The organism is Caulobacter sp. CCG-8 (genome assembly GCF_037402475.1).
GTDB lineage: Bacteria > Pseudomonadota > Alphaproteobacteria > Caulobacterales > Caulobacteraceae > Caulobacter.
In genome coordinates, this window is the sequence record NZ_JBBEUD010000040.1 from 1 (window position 1) to 20,098 (window position 20,098).

Genomic DNA, 20,098 nt, shown 5'->3' on the forward strand with positions numbered 1-20,098 from the left:
CTGACCAGCCACGCCCCCCTGCCCGTCGCCGACCTGGAAGCCTATGTCGACGGCGTGGTGCGCGACCGCATGCTCCGCGACCACATCGCCGGCGTGACCATCGCCGTCGTCCAGAACGGCCAGGTGGTGCTGAAGAAGGGCTACGGCGTGGCCAGCCTGAAGGACGGCCGCAAGGTCGATCCCGACAAAACCCTGTTCCGCATCGGCTCGATCTCCAAGACCTTCACCTGGATCGCCCTGATGAACGAGGTGGACGCCGGGCGCATGCGCCTGGACACCCCGATCAACATCTACCTGCCCGAGAAGCTGCAGCTGAAGGACCAGGGTAAGAAGACCCCGGTGCGGCTGCGCGATCTGATGACCCACACCGCCGGGTTCGAGGACCGGGCCCTGGGCCAACTGTTCGAGCGCGACCCGCGCCGCGAGCGTCCGCTGGAGCTGTACCTGCGCCAGGAGCGTCCCAACCGCGTGCGCGAGCCGGGCCTGCTGCCGGCCTATTCGAACTACGGCGTCGGCCTGGCCGGCGCGGCCCTGGCCAACGTCACCGGCCAGCCGTTCGAGAAGGAGGTCGCCGACCAGGTGATCCTGCCCGCCGGCCTGACCCACACCACCTTCCGCGAGAACCGTCCGTGGCGTGACGACCTGCCGCCCCCGATGGCCGCGAACCTGGCCGCCGACCTGTCGGACGGCTTCCGCTGGACCCCGCTGGGTTTCCAGACCGAGGATCCCGAGTTCATCGGCCACATCGCGCCCGCCGGCGCCGCGTCCAGCACGGCCGGCGACATGGCCCGCTACATGACCCTGCTGCTGAACGGCGGGACGATCGACGGCAAGACGGTCTTCTCGCCCAAGACCAGCGCCCTGTTCCGCACGCCGATGTACCGCCCGGCCGAGGGCGCGCCCGGCTGGAACGCCGGCTTCATGGACATCCCCCTGCCCGGCGGCAAGCGCGGCTTCGGCCACGCCGGCGCCACCCTGTGGTTCCACTCCAACATGGTCATGGTTCCCGAGCTGGGCCTGGGCGTCTTCGTGGCGGTCAACACCGACACCGGCGCCGACCTGCCCGCCACCCTGCCCGCGACGATCATCGAGCGTTTCTACGCCCCGCGTCCGGAAATCCCCGCCGCCAGCCCGATCTCGCACGACGAGGCCCGCGCCTATGAAGGCCGTTTCCTGACCACGCGCCGCTCGTACGGCGGGCTGGAAGGCTTCATCGACCGCCTGATCGGCGAGGCCTCGGTGCGCGCCGCGCCGGACGGTCGCCTGACCCTGACGATCGACGGCCAGTCCAGCCAGTGGACGGCGACCGGCCAGCCCGACACCTTCGCCCCGGTCAGCGGTCCTGGCCTGCTGGTGTTCCAGCGCGACGACGGCAAGGTCGTGCGCTTCTTCTCGCCGATGGGCGGCGCGGCGTTCGAGCGCATCGGCTTCCCGCACCAGTTGGGCCTGCTGATCGCCTTCGCTGTGCTGACCGCCCTGGCGGCCGTGGCCACCCTGATCGGCGTGGCCACCCGTGACCGCCGCGAGGCGCGCCAGACCCCGACCCAGGCCCGCGCCAGCCTGATGCAGACCATCCAGTCCATCCTGTGGCTGATCGCCCTGATCGGCGTGGGCGTGTTCGCCGCAGGGGCCTCCGACGTGGCCAACGTGGTCTATGGCTGGCCCAGCGGGTGGCTGCTCAGCGCCTCGGCCTGCGCCTTCGTCTCCGCCTGGCTGACCATCGCCACCCTGGCCATGCTGCCGGTGGTGTGGCGCGGCGGCCGGCGGGTCGACAGCTGGACCTCGCTGCGCAAGCTGGCCTTCACCTGCACGACCCTGATCTTCCTGGGCTTCACCCTGCTGCTGGGCGCCTGGGGCTTCCTGGAATTCTGGAACACCTGACTTTTATCCGCTCATCCCGGCGAATGCCGGGACCCAGATGGAATGGCTTTGAGGCTGACGCCATCAGCACCGCGCCCTTCCAATCATCCACACCGCCATAGGATCTGGGTCCCGGCATTCGCCGGGATGAGCGGAGTTTAAATCGGCACGTCCCATGCACCACCTCTCCCGAGCAAGCCTCGGGGGAGAGCCGATCGTGTCAAAACTGGACGCCGCCATCTTCGGTCTGGCCGGCCTTATGGCCTGGCTCGCGGCCACCCTGTTCTACGCGGCCTACGGCGGCGGACTGCTGGAGAAGGCCTTCTGGTTCTACGCCCTGAACGCCTTCGCGGCGGCGGCGGCGGCCACCTTCGTCTTCCAGGTCGCCGCGCGGCTGCGGCGCATTCCCCGCGCCCGGCGGCTGTTCCCGGCCATGGCCTTCGGCCTGCCGATCCTGGCCGGCGCCGATCTGGTTCTGGCCCACTTCGAGAAACTGATGTCCGACGACCCGGCCAGCGTGGGCCGCTACGGCGCCTTCATGCTGGTTCTGCTGGTCTCGGTGGGGGCGTCAATCTTCGAGCGTGGACCGCAGAAAGCGCGAGTCTAGCTTCCGCACCACGATGACGATGCGCTCGCGCTCGGCCGGTCGGCGCTCGACCAGCAGTCGGGCCACCTGGGCGTCGTCGTGGAAGGCGTAGCCCTTGATGGCGTCCAGCAGGGCCTTGGCCAGGTTGTCCAGGTCCATCCACGGCGGCTCGCCGACGAACTCCATGCCGATCTCGACCGAGAACTCGCCCCACGCCGGGCGCGAGCCGCGCCAGACCTTGCGGAAGAACTCGTAGATCAGGGGCTTGTAGTACTTGGCCTGGGTGGTCAGGCCGTCCACCACCAGGGTCAACTGGCCGTCCGCCTCGCGGGCCCGGACCTTGCCGTGATGCGTCCAGCCGGTTCCTTCACCAAGAGATGGCACCCTAGGCGACCGGCTCGACCTTCACGGCGGTGCCGTAGGCCAGGACCTCGGTGATGCCTTCCATGATCTCGTTGGCGTCGTAGCGCATGGCGATGACGGCGTTGGCGCCCAGTTCGGCCGCGTGGGCCGTCAGCAGGTCGTAGGCCTCCTTGCGGGCCGCCTCGGCCAGGTCGACATAGATCGACAGCTTGCCGCCGAAGATCGACTGGATCGATCCGCCGATGTTGCCGATCACGCTGCGCGAGCGGACGGTGACGCCGCGCACCAGGCCCAGATGGGCGACGATGCGATAGCCGGGCAGATCGTTGGTGGTGGCGACGAGCATGGGATGTCTCCTGACGTCCCGTCCGTATATCGGACCGCCCGCCGCCTCGCCATCACTAGAGCCGCAGGTGGATCCCCTTGCGATGCAGCGGCGCGATCGCCGCGGTGATCAAGGCCAGAATCGCCAGGGCGCACAGAAACGAGGCCAGATAGGGATCGGTGGCCAGGCGCTGGGCCGTCTCGTAGCCGAAGCCCTGGGGCGTCAGGTCGATCCCGCCCGCCCGATGGGCCAGCGCCAGGCCCGCGCAGGCGCCCAGCACCTGCGAGACCACGAAGGCCAGGATGGCGTTGCCGCCCAGCACCTTCAGCGGCGCGGCGACGATCTCGATCGCCCGGGGCTTCAGGACCACCTGCAGCACGACCAGGGCGACCAGCGACGCGCCGCTGCTGAACAGGGCGAAGCTGGACGTCCAGATCCGCTTGTTGACCGGCACGACCGGGTCCAGCGCCAGGCCGACCACAACCAGGGCCGCGCCGAGGACCAGCAGCGGAACCAGCCCGCCCGCCGTCTCCCCGCCCCGCTCCGCGCGCCGGGTCAGCAGGGCGGCGGCGATCGCGCCGACCAGGACGTTGACCGTGGCCGGGAAGGTCGAGAGCAGCCCCTCCGGGTCGTAGGTGACGCCCACGCCCTCGGTCAGGCCGTAGGGCCATAGGTGCGGGATCGTGAACACCGCCCGGTCGACGAAGGCCGGCAGCGAGCCGTTGGAGTCCAATCGCCCGACGCCGAAACCGGGAACCGGCGTGAAGGCCAGCAGCGCCCAATAGCCGACCAGCAGCGCCGCGGCGGCCAGGGCGACGCCGCCGATGTCGATCCGCAGCGTCCCGTCGACGGCGGGCTTGGCGGGCAGCAGGCAGATGGCGCTGGCCAGGGCGTAGCAGAGGCCGATCCGCTGCAGGATGCCGGGGATGCGCAGATGGGCCAGGTCGAAGGTCGGCAGGGCGTTGAGCACGAGGCCCAGCAGGATCAGCAGGCCGGTGCGCCGGGCGATCTTGATCCACAGCGCGGCGGACGTCGGGTCCCCGGCCCGCAGGCGCGGCGCCGACAGGCCGATCGCCATGCCGACGCAGAACAGGAAGGTGGGGAACACCAGGTCGGCCGGGGTCCAGCCGTTCCAGGCCGCGTGCTTCAGCGGCGCGTAGCTGTGGTCCCAGGACCCCGGACTAGTCACCAGGATCATGCCCGCGACCGCCAGTCCTCTCAAGACATCGAGCGCAATGACTCGCCGAGAGCCGACTTTCGTCGATCCCATGGTCACCTCCCCTATCGTTGCGGGAGTTATGACTAAGAAAGACAGCGCTGTCAAATATGAGATGATTTTTCGATTACCTGATCACTCCCGTGCTGGGATGGATTTCAGGCCGTTTCGAGCTTCAAAGCCTTATGAAACAAACGGATGATCGCAGTCAGAGCCCGACCATCGCCGCAAGCTTCAGGACGGTGTTCCAGTTGCGGGCCGTGCCCAGCGGGGCCCGCTTGGTCTTCTTCCAATCGCGATCCAGCATCGAATGGCCGACGTCGTCGGGATAGTCGATGTAGAGCTCCCGCGTCCCCACCTTGAAGGTCTCGGGTCCCGTGATCGCCGCGCGCAGGATCGCCTCGTCCTCGTCCGGCAGCCGCGCCTTCATGAAGTGCACCAGCAGGTGGTTGGGGTGGCTCTTGACCTCGTCCGGATAGGGATTGCCGTCGAGGATGGCCTTCAGCTCGGCGGGCGATCGGACGAAGAACTCTGTGCGCAGACCCATGCGCTTCTCGAGGCCGTCCTCGAGGCGCTTCTCGATGTCGGCGTCCCCGCCCTTGCCCCACAGCACCAGGTTGCCGCTGGCCAGCAGGGTCTTGGCGTCGTCGAAGCCCAGGTCCTTGGCCAGGCCCAGCAGGTCGTCCTTCAGCACCTTGCGGCCGCCGACATTGACGCCGCGCAGCAGGGCGATGTGAGGGCTCATCAGGCAAACTCCGTTCTTCGAACGTTCTTGTCGTAGCCTCGCCGTCGCGCCTTCGCAAGCCGGGAGCGTTGCCCTCCGCGCGCCTTGGGTCTAGACCCCGCTCGACCGTTTTTCCGGGAGACCCGCCGCATGACCGCCACGCGCAACGAGACCGACACCTTTGGCCCGATCGCCGTCGAGAACGACAAGTACTGGGGCGCTCAGGCCCAGCGTTCGCTCGGCAACTTCAAGATCGGCTGGGAGAAGCAGCCGCTTCCCGTCGTCCGCGCCCTGGGCATCGTCAAGCGCGCCGCCGCCGAGGCCAACCTGGCCCTGGGCAAGCTGGACCCGAAGATCGCCGAGACCATCGTCGCCGCGGCCAACGAGGTGATCGAAGGCAAGCTGAACGAGCACTTCCCGCTGGTGGTCTGGCAGACCGGCTCGGGCACCCAGTCGAACATGAACGCCAACGAGGTGATCTCGAACCGCGCGATCCAGATGCTGGGCGGCGAGATGGGCAGCAAGAAGCCCGTCCACCCCAACGACCACGTCAATATGAGCCAGTCGTCGAACGACACCTATCCGACGGCGATGCACGTGGCCTGCGCCGAGCAGATCGTCCACGACCTGCTGCCGGCCCTCAAGCACCTGCACGCGGCCCTGAAGGCCAAGTCCGACGCCTGGGCCAAGATCATCAAGATCGGCCGCACCCACACCCAGGACGCCACGCCCCTGACCCTGGGCCAGGAGTTCGGCGGCTACGCCCAGCAGGTCGAGAACGGCATCGCCCGCATCGAGAGCACCCTGCCGGCCCTGATGCAGCTGGCCCAGGGCGGCACCGCCGTCGGCACCGGCCTGAACGCCCCGATCGGCTTCGCCGAGAAGGTGGCCGCCCAGATCGCCGCCATCACCGGCCTGCCCTTCACCACCGCCCCGAACAAGTTCGAGGCCCTGGCCGCCCACGACGCCATGGTCTTCAGCCACGGCGCGATCAACACGGTCGCCGCCAGCCTGTTCAAGATCGCCAACGACATCCGCTTCCTGGGCTCGGGCCCGCGCGCGGGCCTGGGCGAGCTCTCCCTGCCGGAAAACGAGCCGGGCTCGTCGATCATGCCGGGCAAGGTCAACCCTACCCAGTGCGAAGCCCTGACCCAGGTCTGCGTCCAGGTCTTCGGCAACCACGCCGCCGTCACCTTCGCCGGCAGCCAGGGCCACTTCGAGCTGAACGTCTTCAACCCGGTGATGGCCTACAACTTCCTGCAGTCGGTGCGCCTGATGGCCGACGCCGCGATCAGCTTCACCGACAACTGCGTCGTCGGCATCGAGCCGCGCGTCGACAACATCAAGAAGGGCGTCGAGAACAGCCTGATGCTGGTCACGGCCCTGAACGGCAAGCTGGGCTACGACATCTGCGCCAAGATCGCCAAGACCGCGCACAAGAACGGCACCACCCTGCGCGAGGAAGCCGTCGGCGGCGGCTACCTGACGAACGAGGAGTTCGACCAGTACGTCCGCCCCGAGAACATGATCTCGCCGGGCTAAGCGCATTCCGCCGAAGTGGAAGCCGGTTCGGCGATCAGAATGCGCGCCAACTAGGAGTCCTTCTTGATCCAGCTGATCCGGATCATCGACGACCTGCCGGACGGCTTCGACGCCCTCCTCGCCGACGCGGCGAGCGAGGGCGTCCGCAACATGGCGCTGTTGGCCCAGGGCTGGGCCGACCGCGACCAGCGCTTCGACCGCGACGGCGAGGCCCTGCTGGGCGCCTTGCTGGCCGGCGAGCTGGCGGGGATCGGCGGCCTGTCCGTCGAGACCGCCGCCGCCGAGCCAGCCCGCCGCGTGCGCCGCTTCTACGTCCGCCCCGCCTTCCGCCGCCAGGGCGTGGCGCGCACCCTGGCCTCGGCCCTGGTGCAGGAAGCCCTCGACCAGGTCGACCTCCTGACCTGCAACGCCGCCGCCTCCCCCGCCGCCGCGCCGTTCTGGGAAGCGCAGGGCTTTTCGCCAGATACTTCAGAGCCTTGGACGCACGTGCTGCGGCGGAGTCTCGGATGAGCGCACCTCTCGACTTCGCCCGCGACGGCGCGGCGCTGTTTCCCGGCGCGCTCGCCGCCCGGACCGTCGAAACCCTGCGATCCCTGGCCGACGAACGCGTCGGCGCCCGGCCAGGCGCAAGACTGCGGGGCGACGCCATCCTGGCCGACCTGCTGGCGCCGGCCGGAACGATCGGCGCCCTGGCCGCCCGCCTCACCTCCCCCGCCGCTCGTCCCGTGCGCGCGGTGATGTTCGACAAGACGCCCGACGCCAACTGGGCCGTGGCCTGGCATCAGGATCGCGTCCTGCCGGTCGCCCAGCGGGTCGAGGTCGAGGGCTTCGGCCCCTGGTCGACCAAGGATGACCTGTTGCACGTCGCACCACCGTTCGAGATCCTGGCGCGGATGGTCACCTTGCGCGTCCACCTCGATCCCGTCGACGCCGCCAACGCCCCACTGCGGGCGGCCCTCGGCTCGCACCGCCTGGGCCGCGTGGCCGCCGGGGACGCAGCCGCCCGCGCCGCAGAGCATCCAGTGATCGACTGCCTGGCGGAAACCGGCGACGTCTGGGCCTACGCCACCCCGATCCTGCACGCCTCGGACCGCGCCGAACCGCCGCGCCGTCGCCGCGTTCTGCAGGTCGACTACGCCGACTTCGACTTGCCGGGCGGCTTGGCCTGGGCGGGATTGGCCTGACGCCCCGAGCTGTCGGCCCGGCGCCGTGTTAGCCTTGGCCCATGGCAAGGTCGAACTCGACATCGGCGTCGATCCGGAGCTGCTGGCGCAGGCCAAGCGGCTGGGGATTTCCGTCGCCGGCATGAGCGAGACCCAGCTGCGGCTGCACCTCCAGAAGATCGACCCCGCCGGCGCCGAAGAGCGTGCGCGGCGGTGGGCTGAGGAGAACGCCGAGGCGATCAAGGAACACAACGAACGCATCGCGCGCCGAGGCCTGATCTCGGACCACTTCAGAAAGTGGTGATTTGCGGCAGTTCGACGTCTTCCGAAATCCATCTCTGGAAGCTCGGAGGTCGCGCCTTCCTTGTGATGCTTTCATCGCATCACTTGCGCGGCATAGACGAGATCATTGTCGCGCCGCTGGTCAACGATGCCGCCGAAACCGTGGGCGAACTTGAAATCCTTGCGGAAGTTGAAGGCGAACGCCTGACCCCGGTGATCAGCGAAATGTTCAGCGTCATGCCGACTGGACTGCGCGGTGCGGTCGACAACCTGTCCTATCTCGAAGACGATATCCGCCGCGCCGTCGATCGCTTGTTCACCGGCTTCTAGCGCCGGTCCACCACCGTCCGGCCGATCGGGGCGATGGCCGCGATGGCCAGCTGCAGGTCCTTGATGGCGAACGGGATGCCGATGATCGTCACGGCCTCGGCGGCGGCGGCGATGAGGTGCGACAGGGCGATGTACCAGCCGCCCAGCACGAACCAGATCACGTTGAGCACGCAGCCCAGGCCGCCGGTCCCCAGGTCCTCGCGGCCGGTCACCAGCTCGCGGGGGACCATCTCCTTGCCGAACGGCCAGAAGGCGAAGCCGGCGATGCGCCAGGCCGCGCCCGCATAGGGCAGGCCCACGATGGTGATGGCCAGCAGCGCGCCGCCCAGCAGCCAAAGGCAGCCCGAGATGAAGCCGCCGCAGATGAACCACAGGATGTTGAGCAACAGGCGGATCATGACCGTCTCCGACGCGCGCCTCCGGGCGCGACCTAGGCGTGCGACGAATCGCGGACGATGTCGAGCTTCACCTTTCTCCTCCGGCGGACGTGACCTTGCCACAAGCTGACGCTATGTGACGGTCCAGAAACAAATGTCGCGCCTTTGATTCCGAGGCGCCGCGCCGCACGAGGTCACGATGGGTCTGTTCCGTAAGAAGAAGCACCAGGCGATCTCCCTGCCGGTCGGCGTCACCCCCGTCCCCGCCTCGGTCAAGTTCCGCGGCTGCACCTTCCGCATGCCCGACCACTGGGTGATCACCAAGCAGCTGCTGGACGGCAAGAACTACGAGCCGTGGGTGCTGGACTACTTCCTGCAGATCCTGAAGCCCGGCATGACCGTGCTGGACGTCGGGGCCAGCTGGGGGGCCTTCGCCCTGCCCGCGGCCAAGAAGGTCGGGCCCGACGGCCGGGTGATCGCCATCGAGATGAGCCCGGGCAACGGCCGGGTGATCCTGGAAAGCGCCAAGGCCAACGCCATCGACAACATCCGCCTGATCCTGGTGGGCGTGTCCGACCGGCTGGAGACGGCCTTCCTGCGCCGCCAGACCATGCACAACAACCACCAGCTGGAACCGGCCGGCCAGGCCGCGCCCGACGACCTGAGCGACTACGACTTCGCCCCCGTCGTGCCGATCGACCTGCTGCGCGGCGAGCTCGGTCAAGTCGACGTGATGAAGATCGACATCGAAGGCATGGAATACCGCGCCTTCATGGGCGCCAAGGCGTTCATGGCCGAACAGAAGCCGATCACCTTCCTGGAATATTCGCCGGCCTTCCAGGCCGAGACCTCGCGCGCCGAGGGCTCGGCCCTGCTGAGCTTCTTCCTGGACCTGGGCTACGGCGTCGAGATCCTGCACCGCAAGAAGAGGCGCGAGGCCGTGAAGGGCGCGACCGCCGCCGAGGTGATCGCCAATGTCGACGCGGCCTGGAAGCGCCACGTCGAGGACGACAACGGCACCCACCTGGACCTGTGCCTGAAGGCGAAGGCCTAGCCGCCTACTTGATCAGCTGCCACTTGCGCGCCCACCGGCCCTTGCCGAAGCGCTTGAGGATCAGCAGGTAGAGGCCGGCATAGATCACCGTGCCGACGCCCACGAGGCCCATCGCCCAGGGGCCCGGCGCGTGCCAGGGCGGCGGGACCAGCCAGTTGTGCGGCGGGGCGGTCAGCTCCAGCCACAGCCCGCCCACCCAGGCCAGCGAGAACAGCAGCACGGCCGGATAGCGCAGGACCGGGCTCTTCTGGACCAGCAGCAGGAACTGCATGAAGGCCACGACCAGGCCGGCGGCGATCGCCGCGCCGGCCGTCAGCCAGCCGTTATGCGCCAGGGCCTTGACCCGCACGGCGGCCGAGAAGGCCGCCCACAGCGGGGCCCACAGCACCGGACCGAAGGTCAGCAGCAGGATCCCGAAGCCGATCACCACGCCCAGGCCGCCGCCGATCACCTTGCCGGCCGCCTCGCCCGCCTCGTGCGCATGGCCGTGACCGTGCGGGTCGCCGCTGGGATTGTCCGGCGTGGTCTTCAGCACGGTGTTGAGGGACGGCAGCGGGCCTTCCGGCGGCAGCGGAAGCATGTTGCTGAGCTTGGATCCCCCCGGCCCCATCGCGTCAGGTCCGTCGGCTGACCGCGAAGTCGGCCAGGCTTTCCAGGCTGGTGCGCCAGTCGTTGGCCGGGAAGCCCGACAGCGCGGCCTTGGCCTTGTCGGCGTAGCCGCCCGCCAGGTCCAGCGTGGCTTCCAGCGCGCCGGTGCCGACGATCAGCTCGCGGGCCCGGCGGAAGTCGGCTTCGGTCTGCTCGCGGCGGCCGATGGCCCGTTCCCAGAACTCGGCCTCGCGCGGGCCCGAGCGGGCGATGGCCAGCAGCAGGGGCAAGGTGGCCTTGCCTTCGCGGAAGTCGTCGCCGGCGTTCTTGCCCAGGGCCTCGGTCGTGCCGCCGTAGTCCAGGGCGTCGTCGGCCAGCTGGAAGGCCAGGCCCAGGTTCATGCCGTAGTCGCGCAGGGCGTTGGACTTTTCGGCCGACACCCCGGCCGAGACGCCGCCGGCTTCCGAGGCGGCGGCGAACAGCTCGGCGGTCTTGGCGCCGATGATCTCCAGATACAGGGCCTGGGACAGGTTCAGGTCGTGGCTGCGGGTGAGTTGAAGCACTTCGCCTTCGGCGATCACCCGGCTCGCACGGGCCAGGATCTCCAGCGCCTTCATCGAGTTGGTCTCGACCATCAGCTCGAAGGCCCTGGCGAACAGGAAGTCGCCGACCAGCACGCTCTGCGCCGCGCCCCAGATCAGGTGGGCCGCGACCTTGCCGCGCCGCAGCTGGCTGCCGTCGACCACGTCGTCGTGCAGCAGGGTGGCGGTGTGGATGAACTCGACGGCGGCGGCCAGCTTCAGGCAGGAGTCGTTGTCCGAGCCGGCCAGGCGCGCGGCGGCCACGGTCAGCAGCGGGCGCAGGCGCTTGCCGCCGGCGGCGATCAGGTGCTCGGCCAGGGCCGGGATGACCGGAACCTCGCTCTGCATGCGCGCGGTGATCAGGGCGTCGACCCCAGCCATGTCGGCGGCGGCCAGCCGCACGAGACGATCCACCGATCCCGGCTCCCGGGCGAGGGTCGCTGCAGCTGCGTCCAAAACCATACTCTCCCTGCTGACGCCCGCCGGAGGTCGGCTTGCGCCTCGCGTCCCTTGGGCTTGATCAGCCGTTGCGAGCGACAATGCTGGCGGGATAGGTCAGGGTCAAGGCGAGCACAAGGCTTGAAACGTTGCCGGACGCGTTACCCACATCCCCCGAGCCCCTCGCGGTGACCGAAGACGCCGTCCTGAACGGCCGCGTCAAGCTGCGCCAGGCCGTGGCGGGCTACCGGGCCGGCATGGACGCGGCCCTGCTGGCGGCCGCCTGCGACGCCGCCCCCGGCGACCGGGTGATCGAGGCCGGCTGCGGCGTGGGCGGCGCGCTGCTGGCGGCGGCGACCCGCCGTCAGGGCGCCCGATTCGTCGGGCTGGAGCGCGATTCCGCCGCCGTCGAGCTGGCGCGGGGCAATGTCGCCCTGAACGCCCTGGCTGATCGCGTCGAGATCGTCGCCGGCGACGTCGAAGCCGGCTTCCGCGCCCTGGACCGGCCCGTGTTCGACGCCGTGATCAGCAATCCGCCCTTCTTCGACGACCCCGCCGCCCTGCGCGCGCCCGCGCCGGAGAAGTCCGGCGCCTGGATGGCCGACGGCGGCCTGAAGGCCTGGACCGGTTTCTGTCTGAAGGCGGTGCGCGAGGGCGGGACCATCACCCTGATCCACCGCGCCGACCGCTTGGCCGACCTCCTGGCCCTGCTGGCGCCCAAGGCCGGCTCGTTCCGGATCCGCCCCGTCGCGCCCTTCGCCGACGCCCCGGCCAAGCGGGTGATCGTGCGGGCGACCAAGACCGGCAAGGCGCCGCTGGTGCTGCTGCCGCCCCTCGTGCTGCACGAACGGGAGGGATCGGGGCACTCGACCCAGGCGGAGTCGATCCTGCGCGGCGACGCGGCGCTCGGCTGGTGAAAATCATATAAGGATATCTTTATATCCCTCTTGACGGTCGGCTGGAACGGGCGCTCTCTAGGCTCGTCGTGGTCTGCGGACGTTCGCGTCCGGAGCTAAGAGGGAAGTCGGTGCGGGGGTGAAATCCCAAATCCGGCGCTGCCCCCGCAACTGTGAGCGGCAAGCCGCTGTCCGATACGTGTCACTGACGCGCCGAAGCTGGATCGGTGGCGTGTCGGGAAGGCCAGGACAGGGGCGCTGACCCGTGAGCCAGGAGACCTGCCCCGACAGATAACGTCCTCCGGCGGGGTGCCCGGTCTGGTCGCTTGCAAAGGCGCGGCCGGGGCGTGAGCACCCGTGCGCGACCGGCCGCGCGCGCCCCGATCAGCCTCCGCCCTCACACCGGCAGAGGCCTTTTGAAATGACCGTCACCGTCGCCACCCTGGGCTTTCCCCGCATCGGCCCGCGCCGCGAGCTGAAGCTCGCACTCGAGGACCACTGGGCGGGCAAGACCGACGCCCCTTCCCTGCTCGCCACGGCCGCCGGCCTGCGCGCCCAGGCCTGGAAACGCCAGAAGGCCCTGGGCGTGGATCACGTACCCAGCAACGACTTCTCGCTCTACGACCACGTGCTGGACGCCAGCGTGATGGTCGGCGCCATCCCCGCGGCCTACGGCCGGATCGGCGACGCCGTCGACACCGCCACCTACTTCGCCATGGCGCGCGGAACCCAGGGCCAGGTTAAGGCCTGTGAACACGGCCATGTCCATGGCCACGGCGCGGGCCTGCCGGCCATGGAGATGACCAAGTGGTTCGACACCAACTACCACTACCTGACCCCCGAGGTGTCGCGCGACCAGGTCTTCGCCCTGGCGTCCACCAAGCCGATCGACGAGTTCCTGGAGGCCAAGGCCCTGGGAATCCGCACACGCCCGGTGCTGCTGGGCCCGGTCACCTTCCTGAAGCTGGCCAAGAGCCGTGATCCGGACTTCTCACCCCTCACCCTGCTGTCGTCGCTGATCCCTGTCTATGTCGAGGTGCTGCAGCGCCTGACGGCGGCCGGCGCCGACTGGGCGCAGATCGACGAACCCTGCCTGGCCCTGGACCTGACCGAGTTCGAGCGCGGCGAGCTGCGCCGGGCCTACGGCCTGCTGACCCACGCCACGCCCGGCCTGCGGATCATGCTGACCAGCTATTTCGGAGCCTATGGCGACAACCTGTCGACCGCCGCCAACCTGCCGGTCGACGGCCTGCACATCGACCTGGCCCGCGCGCCCGAGCAACTGGACGCGGTGCTGTCGGCGGCCCGCGAGGGGCTGGTGCTGTCGCTGGGCGTGATCGACGGCCGCAACGTCTGGCGCGCCGATCTGGAGGCCCTGCTGGACCGCCTGGACCCGATCGTCTCCAAGCGCGGCGGCGACCGCGTGATCCTGGCGCCGTCGTGTTCGCTGCTGCACACCCCGATCGACCTGGAGTTGGAGACGGCCCTCGATCCGGAGGTCCGCCAATGGCTGGCCTTCGCCGTCCAGAAGATCGAAGAGCTGGCGATCCTGGCCAAGGCGCTGAACGAGGGCCGCGAGGCCGTCCGTCCGGCCCTGGAGGCCGCCTCCAAGGCCGCCGCGGCGCGTCGGGCCTCGCCGCGCATCCACGACCCGGCGGTCCAGGCCCGGCTGGCGGCCGTGACGCCGAAGGACGCCCAGCGCGCCGCGCCGTTCGCCCAGCGTATCGCCCTGCAGCAGGCCCGCCTCAACCTGCCGCCGCTGCCGACCACTACGATCGGCTCGTTCCCCCAGACCAGCGCCGTGCGCAAGGCCCGCGCCGCCCACGCCAAGGGCGCCCTGGCCGACGCCGACTACCAGGTCTTCCTGCGCGAGGAGACCGCCGCCGCCGTGGCCTGGCAGGAGGAGATCGACCTGGACGTGCTGGTGCACGGCGAGTTCGAGCGCAACGACATGGTCCAGTACTTCGGCGAGCAACTGGCCGGCTTCGTGTTCACCAAGCACGCCTGGGTGCAGTCGTACGGCTCGCGTTGCGTGCGGCCGCCGATCATCTACGGCGACGTCTCGCGTCCGCGACCGATGACGGTGGAGTGGTGGCGCTACGCCCAGTCGCTGACCGACCGGCCGATGAAGGGCATGCTGACCGGCCCGGTCACCATCCTGCAGTGGTCGTTCGTCCGTGACGACATCCCGCGCAGCCGGACCTGCCGCCAGATCGCCCTGGCCATCCGTGACGAGGTGCTCGATCTGGAGGCGGCCGGGGCCAAGGTCATCCAGATCGACGAGGCGGCCCTGCGCGAGGGCTTGCCCCTGCGCCGCGCCGATCGCCAGGCCTATCTGGACTGGGCGGTGGAGGCCTTCCGCCTGACCGCCTCCGGCGTCCGCGACGAGACCCAGATCCACACCCACATGTGCTATTCGGAGTTCAACGACATCATCGCCGCGATCGGGGCGATGGACGCCGACGTCATCTCCATCGAGACCGCGCGCTCGAAGATGGAGCTGCTGGACGCCTTCGAGGCCTACGCCTATCCGGCCGAGATCGGGCCCGGCGTCTACGACATCCACGCCCCGCGCGTGCCGGGGTCCGAGGAAATGGTCGCCCTGCTGGCCAGCGCCGGCGCGCGCCTGTCGCCCGGCCAGCTGTGGGTCAATCCCGACTGCGGCCTGAAGACCCGCAAGTGGGACGAGGTCCGCCCGGCCCTGGTCAACATGGTGGCGGCGGCCAAGGCCGCGCGGGCGGCGTTGTAGCCTGAAGAAGGGGACACACACTCACCCCACGGTCTTCGCCGAACTGGCTAGGCCTTGCCGTGAGTGTGTGTCCCCACCTTAATCCCCTACTCCGCGTACAGCGCCAGGGCGTCCAGGCACATCTCCAGGCCCGTCAGGTCGTGCAGCGGGTCATCGGTGATGATCACGAACAGCCGCCGGGCCTCGGCCCACAGCATCAGGGTCTCGGGCAGGCCGAAGTCCTCGACCACGCAGCCGTCGCCGTCGCGCCAGACGCCGTGCTCGTCGCGCTGGGCGCCGACGTGCACCTCGACGCGGTCGACATATTCGGCCTCGCTCTCGTCGGCGATGTTGACATAGGCCATGATCGGCCGCCCCAGCCCGGCCAGCACGCCGGCCTCGAAGGCGGCGGCGCTGGCGCAGGACGGGCCGCGGAACGGGGTCAGGTTGATGATCCCGGCGTCCGCCTGCCGCAGCTTGGCCATCCTCTCGGCGTACAGTTCCCGGGCCTGGACCTCGACATTGTCGGCCTGGGTCTCGACGATGGCGGGAGCGGTCAGGCCGGTGAAGCCGTTATCAGCACAGAGGGCGCGTTGGCGCGAACCTTGCGCCTCGGCGTCGGGAAGCCAGGGTTCGGGTCCGGCCAGCCAGATGGAACGTACGGGTCTCATGGCCCTTAGAACTTGCCGAAACGGGACGCTGTCAACCGCCTTGAGGACCATGCTCGCCCCCAAAACCGTCCTGGACCGCCGCACCCTGATCGCCGCGACCGCCTCCGCCCTGGTCCTGCCCGGGCTCGTCCCCGCCCGCGCCGGGGCCGCCATGAGCGACCCGTGGCTGGCCTATGACCGCCGCCTGCGCCGCCAGCTGGCGGAAAACCGGGGCGACTTCGATCCCGATTTCGAGACCGACCTGCACGATCTGGGCGACATCTTCCGGCGCGCCCAGGGCCTGGCCGCCCTGGCGCCCGATCCCGGCCTGACCCTGGCCGCCCGCGCCCACGCCGCCGACATCGCCCGCACCGGCGTCTTCGACCACATGACCCGCGAAGGGTTCGGCCCCGCCGCCCGCGTGGGCCTGCTGGCCCGCGACCTTGTGGGGGCCCCGGGCGAGAACATCGCCGAGCGCCTGAACGCCAGCGGCGCCGTGCGGCCCGACCAGATCATGGGCCAGTGGAAATCCAGCCCCGGCCACCGCGCCAACCTGCTGGCGCCCGGCTTCACCCACGTGGGCTACGGCGTCCTGCGCCAGGGCCGCGAGGTGATGGCGGTCGGCGCCTATGCCGAGGTCTCGGCCCGCCTCTCCGCCCCCGCCCCGCTGCGCGTGGCGTCGGTCGGCGTGATCGCCGCGGCCCTGTCCGGCGCCGTCCCGCGCATCGACCAGTTCTCGGTGTCCGAACCGGGCGGCGAGGCCCTGGTCGAGACCTATGTCGAGAGCCCCAACGCCCAGACCCTGCCGCCCGGCGCATGGCAACTGCGCCCGCACCTATCGACCGGGCCTCGGAAGTACCAGGTGGCCTGGGGGCCGGTCTTCGTGCTGGGGTGAGCGCACAACGAAAAACGGCGGGCCCTTTCGAGCCCGCCGTTCGTCGTTTCAGCGATGAAGCCGAAGCCTAGTTCTTGGCCACGTCCACCAGCTTGTTCTTGGCGATCCAGGGCATCATGGCGCGCAGGCGGCCGCCGACTTCCTCGATCTGGTGCTCGGCCGAGCGGCGACGAGTCGCCTTGAAGCTGGGCTGGCCCACCTGGTTCTCAAGCATGAAGTCGCGGACGAACTTGCCCGACTGGATGTCGTCCAGCACGCGCTTCATCTCGGCCTTGGTCTCCGGGGTGATGATGCGCGGACCGGTGACGTATTCGCCGTACTCGGCCGTGTTGCTGATCGAGTAGTTCATGTTGGCGATGCCGCCTTCGTACATGAGGTCGACGATCAGCTTCAGTTCGTGCAGGCACTCGAAATAGGCCATTTCGGGCGCGTAGCCGGCTTCCACCAGCACTTCGAAGCCGGCGCGGACCAGCTCGACCGTGCCGCCGCAGAGGACGGCCTGCTCGCCGAACAGGTCGGTTTCGCATTCCTCGCGGAAGTTGGTCTCGATGATGCCCGAGCGGCCGCCGCCGATGGCGCTGGCGTAGGCCAGGCCTAGGTCGAGGGCGTTGCCCGTGGCGTTGTGGTGCACCGCGATCAGGCAGGGCACGCCGCCGCCCTTCTGGTACTCGCCGCGCACGGTGTGGCCGGGGCCCTTCGGGGCGACCATCAGCACGTCGATGGTGTCCTTGGGCTCGATCAGGCCGAAGTGCACGTTCAGGCCGTGGGCGAACAGCAGGGCCGCGCCGTCGCGGATGTTGGGCGCGATGTCGTTCTTGTAGATCGCGGCCTGATGCTCGTCGGGGGCCAGGATCATCAGCAGGTCGGCCCAGGCGGCGGCTTCGGCCACGGTCATGACCTTCAGGCCTTCGCCCTCGGCCTTCTTGGCGGTCGGCGAGCCGGCGCGCAGGGCGACGGCCACGTTCTTGGCGCCGGAGTCCCGAAGGTTGAGCGCGTGGGCATGACCTTGCGAACCATAGCCTACGATCGCGATCTTCTTGTCCAAGATGCGAGCGAGGTCGGCGTCGCGATCATAATAGACGCGCATGTTTTTTCTCCAGGACTGGTCAAATACGGCCGCCCCGCGCAACGGCGAAGCGACAAAGGCCGGGCGTTTGAGCGTTTTTTTGCCGTTTCGTCAAGGCGATGACGACAGAACGTTGTGACCCGAAAGCCTCTGTGGCGACGTTTTAAGCCTTGAGGCGTTCCACCGCCATGGCCAGTCCGCGAGAAGCCCCCGAAGACGCCCCGATCGTTTCCCCTGAACCCGCCGAGGATCGCGCCCTTCGCGTGCTGCTGATCGCCGGCTCCCAGCGGCGGCACAACAGCTGTCCGGGCCTGGACTCCAAGGCTCGGGCGCTCATGCTGCGAATGGCCGCACGCCTGCCGGCCGCGTGGCAGATCGACACCGAGGACCTGGGCAACCAGCACGGCAAGCCCAAGATCCAGGCCTGCAACGCCTGCGTTTCCTCGTCGATGGCGCTCTGCGTCTGGCCCTGCAACTGCTACGGCCCGCGCAGCACCACCCAGCCCGACCTGATGTGGGACCTGGACCTCTATGGCCGACTGGCCCGCGCCGACGCCTGGGCCTTCATCGGTCCGACCAACTGGTACGGGCCCACGACCAATTTCAAGCTGATGTTCGACCGGCTGGTCTGCGCGGCGGGCGGCAATCCGCGTCCCGACCTGATCGACAAGAAGGACACCCTGAAGGCCCAGGCCCTGGAGCGCTCGCCCCAGTGGCGGCGGCTGACCCGCAACCACCTGGAGGGGCGCACGGCCGCCTTCTTCACCTATTGCGACGGCGGGGCCAACGAGATGGCCGAGGACGGGCGGCCCAGGCTGGTCAAGGAGAAGGCCTGGTTCGATCCGAAGAAGGAGCCCTACGCCGACGAGCGGCTGGCCTATCAGGGCCTGGTCTGGCAGTGCCGCTACAGCGGGATCGAGGTCCCGGACGAGCTCTGGACCGCCGGGGTGTTCGGTGAAGGCAAGCCCTATGCCGACGACCAGGCCGACGACATGATGGCCGAGGCCGATCATGTCGCCCAGTTCGACGCCTGGGTCGAACGCTTCGTCGCCCATGTGGTCCCGAAGGGGATCGTGGCCACCAAGGACGACGAGCGGGCGGCGAAGTCGACGACGAACGTCTAGGCGGTCGCCCCGTCGCGCCACGGGAACAGCGCCCGCAGCGCCGGGGTCCGCAGCCACAGGCCGCCCCACATGAACAGGCCCAGATAGATCGAGAACAGCTCGTGGCTGAACAGCGGGTTCTCGACCCGCACCTGGGTGGCCATGGCCCCGCCCAGCAGACCGGTCATCAGCACGGCGCCCAGCAGGGCGGTGCGCGGGAACAGGTACAGGGCGACGAAGGTCAGCTCCATGATCCCGATCATCAGGACATAGTCGGCCTTCCAGCCCAAGGCCGTCAGGGTGTCGGCCGCCACCGGCATGCCGGTCAGTTTCGGCAGGACGGACGCGCCCAGCATGAACAGGGCGAACAGGCCGGTCAGGACGCGTCCGGTCCAGACCATGGGCGAAGCTTTCAACATCGTCGTTCCTTTCGAGGCCGCGACACGGCGGGGAAGGCGTTGCGCCTGGGCCCCTAGGACGCGCGTTCGGCCCGCCGGCCGACACGCCGCCTCGAAAAACTTCACCGCCCTGGCCTTGGCCCGCGGGCGACCGCGAGAAACGACAAACCCCGGGCGGATGGGAATCCGCCCGGGGCTCGCTCAGGACAGGACCGGTCCTACCAGAACAGGCCGTAGTCGACGCTCAGCACCTGGCCGCTCCAGACGTCGACCAGCAGGGCGTCGTTGCCGACGCGGACCCACTCGCAGCCGACCGGCGGATACGGCAGGCCGTACTGCCAGGCGTCCAGGTAGTAGGACGACCCGTACCAGCCGCCGGGCAGGTAGTCGCCGAACGACCAGTGGCGCACGTAGAAGCCGCGCGGATAGCGATAGGCCGGGGCGCGATAGCGCTGCACGGCGCGGTAGGACGGACGGTACTGGCGCTGGTCGTAGCGCGGGCGGTCGTTGTCGCGGTCGCGCCAGCGGCCGTCGCCCGGGCGCGGACCGGGACGGCCCTGGTCGCCGCGTCCGGGACCACGGTCCCAGCCGCCGCGACCGTCACGGCCGTCACGATCGCCTCGGTTCTGGTCGCCGCGATTCTGGTCGCCACGATTTTGGCCCTGGTCGGGTCGGCCTTGGTCGGGACGGCCCTGGTCGCCGCGGTTCCAGCCGCCGCCGCGTCCGCCTTGGCCGCGCCAGCCGCTGTCGCCGCCCTGTTGCGGCGCCTGAGCCTGGGGCGCGGGGGCGGGCTGCTGGGGCTGAGGCGCCGGCCGGTCGCCGCGGTCGGGACGGCCGCCGCGGTCACCACGGTCGCCGCTGCCGGACTGACGCCAGCCGCCGCGATCCCCGCCGCCCGACGGCGGCTGCGACTGTTGTTGAGGCTGCTGCTGC

The 20,098-nt window shown here is 69.5% G+C and carries 23 protein-coding genes and 1 riboswitch; of the genes, 12 read left to right on the top strand and 11 right to left on the bottom strand.

Features of this window, described 5'->3' with window-relative positions:
• The coding region (locus WAE60_RS23790) for a serine hydrolase domain-containing protein (RefSeq protein ID WP_337689161.1) at window positions 1–1,881 on the top strand (1,881 nt) is incomplete at its 5' end.
• 196 nt (window positions 1,882–2,077) lie between these two features.
• A complete protein-coding gene (locus WAE60_RS23795; RefSeq protein ID WP_029915656.1) occupies window positions 2,078–2,467 on the top strand; it encodes a hypothetical protein in 390 nt (129 codons plus the stop codon).
• Here WAE60_RS23795 and WAE60_RS23800 read toward each other — a convergent pair.
• The 4 genes from WAE60_RS23800 to WAE60_RS23815 form a co-directional block, all read right to left on the bottom strand.
• Entirely contained in the window at window positions 2,429–2,830 is a 402-nt protein-coding gene (locus tag WAE60_RS23800) for a RusA family crossover junction endodeoxyribonuclease (RefSeq protein WP_337689162.1), read from the bottom strand. The genes WAE60_RS23795 and WAE60_RS23800 overlap by 39 nt on opposite strands.
• Window position 2,831: 1 nt before the next feature.
• The gene (locus tag WAE60_RS23805; RefSeq protein WP_337689163.1) at window positions 2,832–3,155 is read right to left on the bottom strand and encodes a YbjQ family protein; all 324 of its coding nucleotides are present in this window, start codon (window positions 3,153–3,155) and stop codon (window positions 2,832–2,834) included.
• Window positions 3,156–3,210: 55 nt separating this feature from the next.
• On the bottom strand, window positions 3,211–4,404 hold the full coding sequence (locus WAE60_RS23810; RefSeq protein WP_337689164.1) for a heparan-alpha-glucosaminide N-acetyltransferase domain-containing protein: 1,194 nt from the start codon (window positions 4,402–4,404) through the stop codon (window positions 3,211–3,213).
• A 154-nt stretch (window positions 4,405–4,558) separates the two neighbouring features.
• Window positions 4,559–5,095, bottom strand: a complete 537-nt coding sequence (locus WAE60_RS23815) for a DUF1697 domain-containing protein (RefSeq protein ID WP_337689165.1) — start codon at window positions 5,093–5,095, stop codon at window positions 4,559–4,561.
• Window positions 5,096–5,224: 129 nt separating this feature from the next.
• Here WAE60_RS23815 and fumC point away from each other — a divergent pair, with 129 nt between their 5' ends.
• From fumC to WAE60_RS23840, 5 genes are all read left to right on the top strand, one after another.
• Window positions 5,225–6,616, top strand: coding sequence for a class II fumarate hydratase (gene fumC / locus WAE60_RS23820; protein WP_029915646.1), 1,392 nt, complete (start codon window positions 5,225–5,227; stop codon window positions 6,614–6,616).
• Window positions 6,617–6,679: 63 nt separating this feature from the next.
• Window positions 6,680–7,126 carry a GNAT family N-acetyltransferase gene (locus WAE60_RS23825; protein ID WP_337689166.1) on the top strand — a complete coding sequence of 149 codons (447 nt, stop codon included), beginning with the start codon at window positions 6,680–6,682 and terminating at the stop codon, window positions 7,124–7,126.
• Window positions 7,123–7,800, top strand: coding sequence for a phytanoyl-CoA dioxygenase family protein (locus tag WAE60_RS23830; RefSeq protein WP_337689168.1), 678 nt, complete (start codon window positions 7,123–7,125; stop codon window positions 7,798–7,800). Before WAE60_RS23825 ends, WAE60_RS23830 begins: the two co-directional genes overlap by 4 nt.
• 34 nt (window positions 7,801–7,834) lie before the next feature.
• Window positions 7,835–8,083, top strand: a complete 249-nt coding sequence (locus WAE60_RS23835; protein ID WP_337689169.1) for a type II toxin-antitoxin system CcdA family antitoxin — start codon at window positions 7,835–7,837, stop codon at window positions 8,081–8,083.
• A gap of 65 nt (window positions 8,084–8,148) precedes the next feature.
• On the top strand, window positions 8,149–8,391 hold the full coding sequence (locus WAE60_RS23840) for a hypothetical protein (RefSeq protein ID WP_337689174.1): 243 nt from the start codon (window positions 8,149–8,151) through the stop codon (window positions 8,389–8,391).
• On the opposite strand, the gene WAE60_RS23845 is transcribed toward WAE60_RS23840, so the two are convergent.
• Complete coding sequence (locus tag WAE60_RS23845) at window positions 8,388–8,789, bottom strand: YccF domain-containing protein (RefSeq protein ID WP_029915639.1); 402 nt, start codon at window positions 8,787–8,789, stop codon at window positions 8,388–8,390. The two genes, WAE60_RS23840 and WAE60_RS23845, sit on opposite strands and share 4 nt — an antisense overlap.
• Window positions 8,790–8,967: 178 nt before the next feature.
• Between WAE60_RS23845 and WAE60_RS23850 the strand changes: the two genes are divergently transcribed.
• Entirely contained in the window at window positions 8,968–9,822 is an 855-nt protein-coding gene (locus WAE60_RS23850) for an FkbM family methyltransferase (protein ID WP_337689175.1), read from the top strand.
• A 4-nt stretch (window positions 9,823–9,826) separates the two neighbouring features.
• Here the strand turns inward: WAE60_RS23850 and WAE60_RS23855 are convergent, their stop codons facing one another.
• Entirely contained in the window at window positions 9,827–10,402 is a 576-nt protein-coding gene (locus WAE60_RS23855; RefSeq protein WP_337689176.1) for a hypothetical protein, read from the bottom strand.
• A gap of 34 nt (window positions 10,403–10,436) precedes the next feature.
• On the bottom strand, window positions 10,437–11,447 hold the full coding sequence (locus WAE60_RS23860; RefSeq protein ID WP_197026736.1) for a polyprenyl synthetase family protein: 1,011 nt from the start codon (window positions 11,445–11,447) through the stop codon (window positions 10,437–10,439).
• A gap of 170 nt (window positions 11,448–11,617) precedes the next feature.
• On the opposite strand from WAE60_RS23860, the gene WAE60_RS23865 reads away from it, so the two are divergent.
• Window positions 11,618–12,346 (top strand): methyltransferase, encoded by a 729-nt coding sequence (locus tag WAE60_RS23865; RefSeq protein WP_337689177.1) that lies wholly within the window; start codon window positions 11,618–11,620, stop codon window positions 12,344–12,346.
• Between the two features lie 52 nt (window positions 12,347–12,398).
• Window positions 12,399–12,627: riboswitch (cobalamin riboswitch) on the top strand.
• Window positions 12,628–12,746: 119 nt separating this feature from the next.
• Window positions 12,747–15,074: a 5-methyltetrahydropteroyltriglutamate--homocysteine S-methyltransferase gene (gene metE, locus WAE60_RS23870; protein WP_337689179.1), complete on the top strand. Its 2,328-nt coding sequence runs from the start codon at window positions 12,747–12,749 to the stop codon at window positions 15,072–15,074.
• An 86-nt stretch (window positions 15,075–15,160) separates the two neighbouring features.
• On the opposite strand, the gene WAE60_RS23875 is transcribed toward metE, so the two are convergent.
• Window positions 15,161–15,724: a nucleoside 2-deoxyribosyltransferase gene (locus tag WAE60_RS23875; protein WP_029915631.1), complete on the bottom strand. Its 564-nt coding sequence runs from the start codon at window positions 15,722–15,724 to the stop codon at window positions 15,161–15,163.
• 49 nt (window positions 15,725–15,773) lie between these two features.
• Here WAE60_RS23875 and WAE60_RS23880 point away from each other — a divergent pair, with 49 nt between their 5' ends.
• Entirely contained in the window at window positions 15,774–16,598 is an 825-nt protein-coding gene (locus WAE60_RS23880; RefSeq protein WP_029915629.1) for a CAP domain-containing protein, read from the top strand.
• A 67-nt stretch (window positions 16,599–16,665) separates the two neighbouring features.
• Here the strand turns inward: WAE60_RS23880 and ilvC are convergent, their stop codons facing one another.
• The gene (gene ilvC, locus WAE60_RS23885; RefSeq protein ID WP_029915627.1) at window positions 16,666–17,685 is read right to left on the bottom strand and encodes a ketol-acid reductoisomerase; all 1,020 of its coding nucleotides are present in this window, start codon (window positions 17,683–17,685) and stop codon (window positions 16,666–16,668) included.
• A 167-nt stretch (window positions 17,686–17,852) separates the two neighbouring features.
• Here ilvC and WAE60_RS23890 point away from each other — a divergent pair, with 167 nt between their 5' ends.
• Window positions 17,853–18,788: a hypothetical protein gene (locus WAE60_RS23890; RefSeq protein WP_337689183.1), complete on the top strand. Its 936-nt coding sequence runs from the start codon at window positions 17,853–17,855 to the stop codon at window positions 18,786–18,788.
• On the opposite strand, the gene WAE60_RS23895 is transcribed toward WAE60_RS23890, so the two are convergent.
• Together WAE60_RS23895 and WAE60_RS23900 are read right to left on the bottom strand one after the other, a co-directional pair.
• Entirely contained in the window at window positions 18,785–19,186 is a 402-nt protein-coding gene (locus WAE60_RS23895; protein WP_029915623.1) for a DoxX family protein, read from the bottom strand. The genes WAE60_RS23890 and WAE60_RS23895 overlap by 4 nt on opposite strands.
• Before the next feature lie 197 nt (window positions 19,187–19,383).
• Window positions 19,384–20,098: RcnB family protein (locus WAE60_RS23900; RefSeq protein WP_337689186.1), on the bottom strand; the 715-nt coding region annotated here is incomplete at its 5' end.

Excerpts from the sequence above, each read along its gene's own strand:
- WAE60_RS23880 (WP_029915629.1), top strand. The coding sequence starts at position 15,774 with ATGCTCGCCCCCAAAACCGTCCTGGACCGCCGCACCCTGATCGCCGCG.
- metE (WP_337689179.1), top strand. The coding sequence starts at position 12,747 with ATGACCGTCACCGTCGCCACCCTGGGCTTTCCCCGCATCGGCCCGCGC.
- fumC (WP_029915646.1), top strand. The coding sequence starts at position 5,225 with ATGACCGCCACGCGCAACGAGACCGACACCTTTGGCCCGATCGCCGTC.
- WAE60_RS23805 (WP_337689163.1), bottom strand. The coding sequence starts at position 3,155 with ATGCTCGTCGCCACCACCAACGATCTGCCCGGCTATCGCATCGTCGCC.
- WAE60_RS23830 (WP_337689168.1), top strand. The coding sequence starts at position 7,123 with ATGAGCGCACCTCTCGACTTCGCCCGCGACGGCGCGGCGCTGTTTCCC.
- WAE60_RS23815 (WP_337689165.1), bottom strand. The coding sequence starts at position 5,095 with ATGAGCCCTCACATCGCCCTGCTGCGCGGCGTCAATGTCGGCGGCCGC.
- ilvC (WP_029915627.1), bottom strand. The coding sequence starts at position 17,685 with ATGCGCGTCTATTATGATCGCGACGCCGACCTCGCTCGCATCTTGGAC.
- WAE60_RS23850 (WP_337689175.1), top strand. The coding sequence starts at position 8,968 with ATGGGTCTGTTCCGTAAGAAGAAGCACCAGGCGATCTCCCTGCCGGTC.
- WAE60_RS23840 (WP_337689174.1), top strand. The coding sequence starts at position 8,149 with ATGCTTTCATCGCATCACTTGCGCGGCATAGACGAGATCATTGTCGCG.
- WAE60_RS23845 (WP_029915639.1), bottom strand. The coding sequence starts at position 8,789 with ATGATCCGCCTGTTGCTCAACATCCTGTGGTTCATCTGCGGCGGCTTC.
- WAE60_RS23855 (WP_337689176.1), bottom strand. The coding sequence starts at position 10,402 with ATGCTTCCGCTGCCGCCGGAAGGCCCGCTGCCGTCCCTCAACACCGTG.
- WAE60_RS23890 (WP_337689183.1), top strand. The coding sequence starts at position 17,853 with ATGGCCAGTCCGCGAGAAGCCCCCGAAGACGCCCCGATCGTTTCCCCT.
- WAE60_RS23810 (WP_337689164.1), bottom strand. The coding sequence starts at position 4,404 with ATGGGATCGACGAAAGTCGGCTCTCGGCGAGTCATTGCGCTCGATGTC.
- WAE60_RS23875 (WP_029915631.1), bottom strand. The coding sequence starts at position 15,724 with ATGAGACCCGTACGTTCCATCTGGCTGGCCGGACCCGAACCCTGGCTT.
- WAE60_RS23895 (WP_029915623.1), bottom strand. The coding sequence starts at position 19,186 with ATGTTGAAAGCTTCGCCCATGGTCTGGACCGGACGCGTCCTGACCGGC.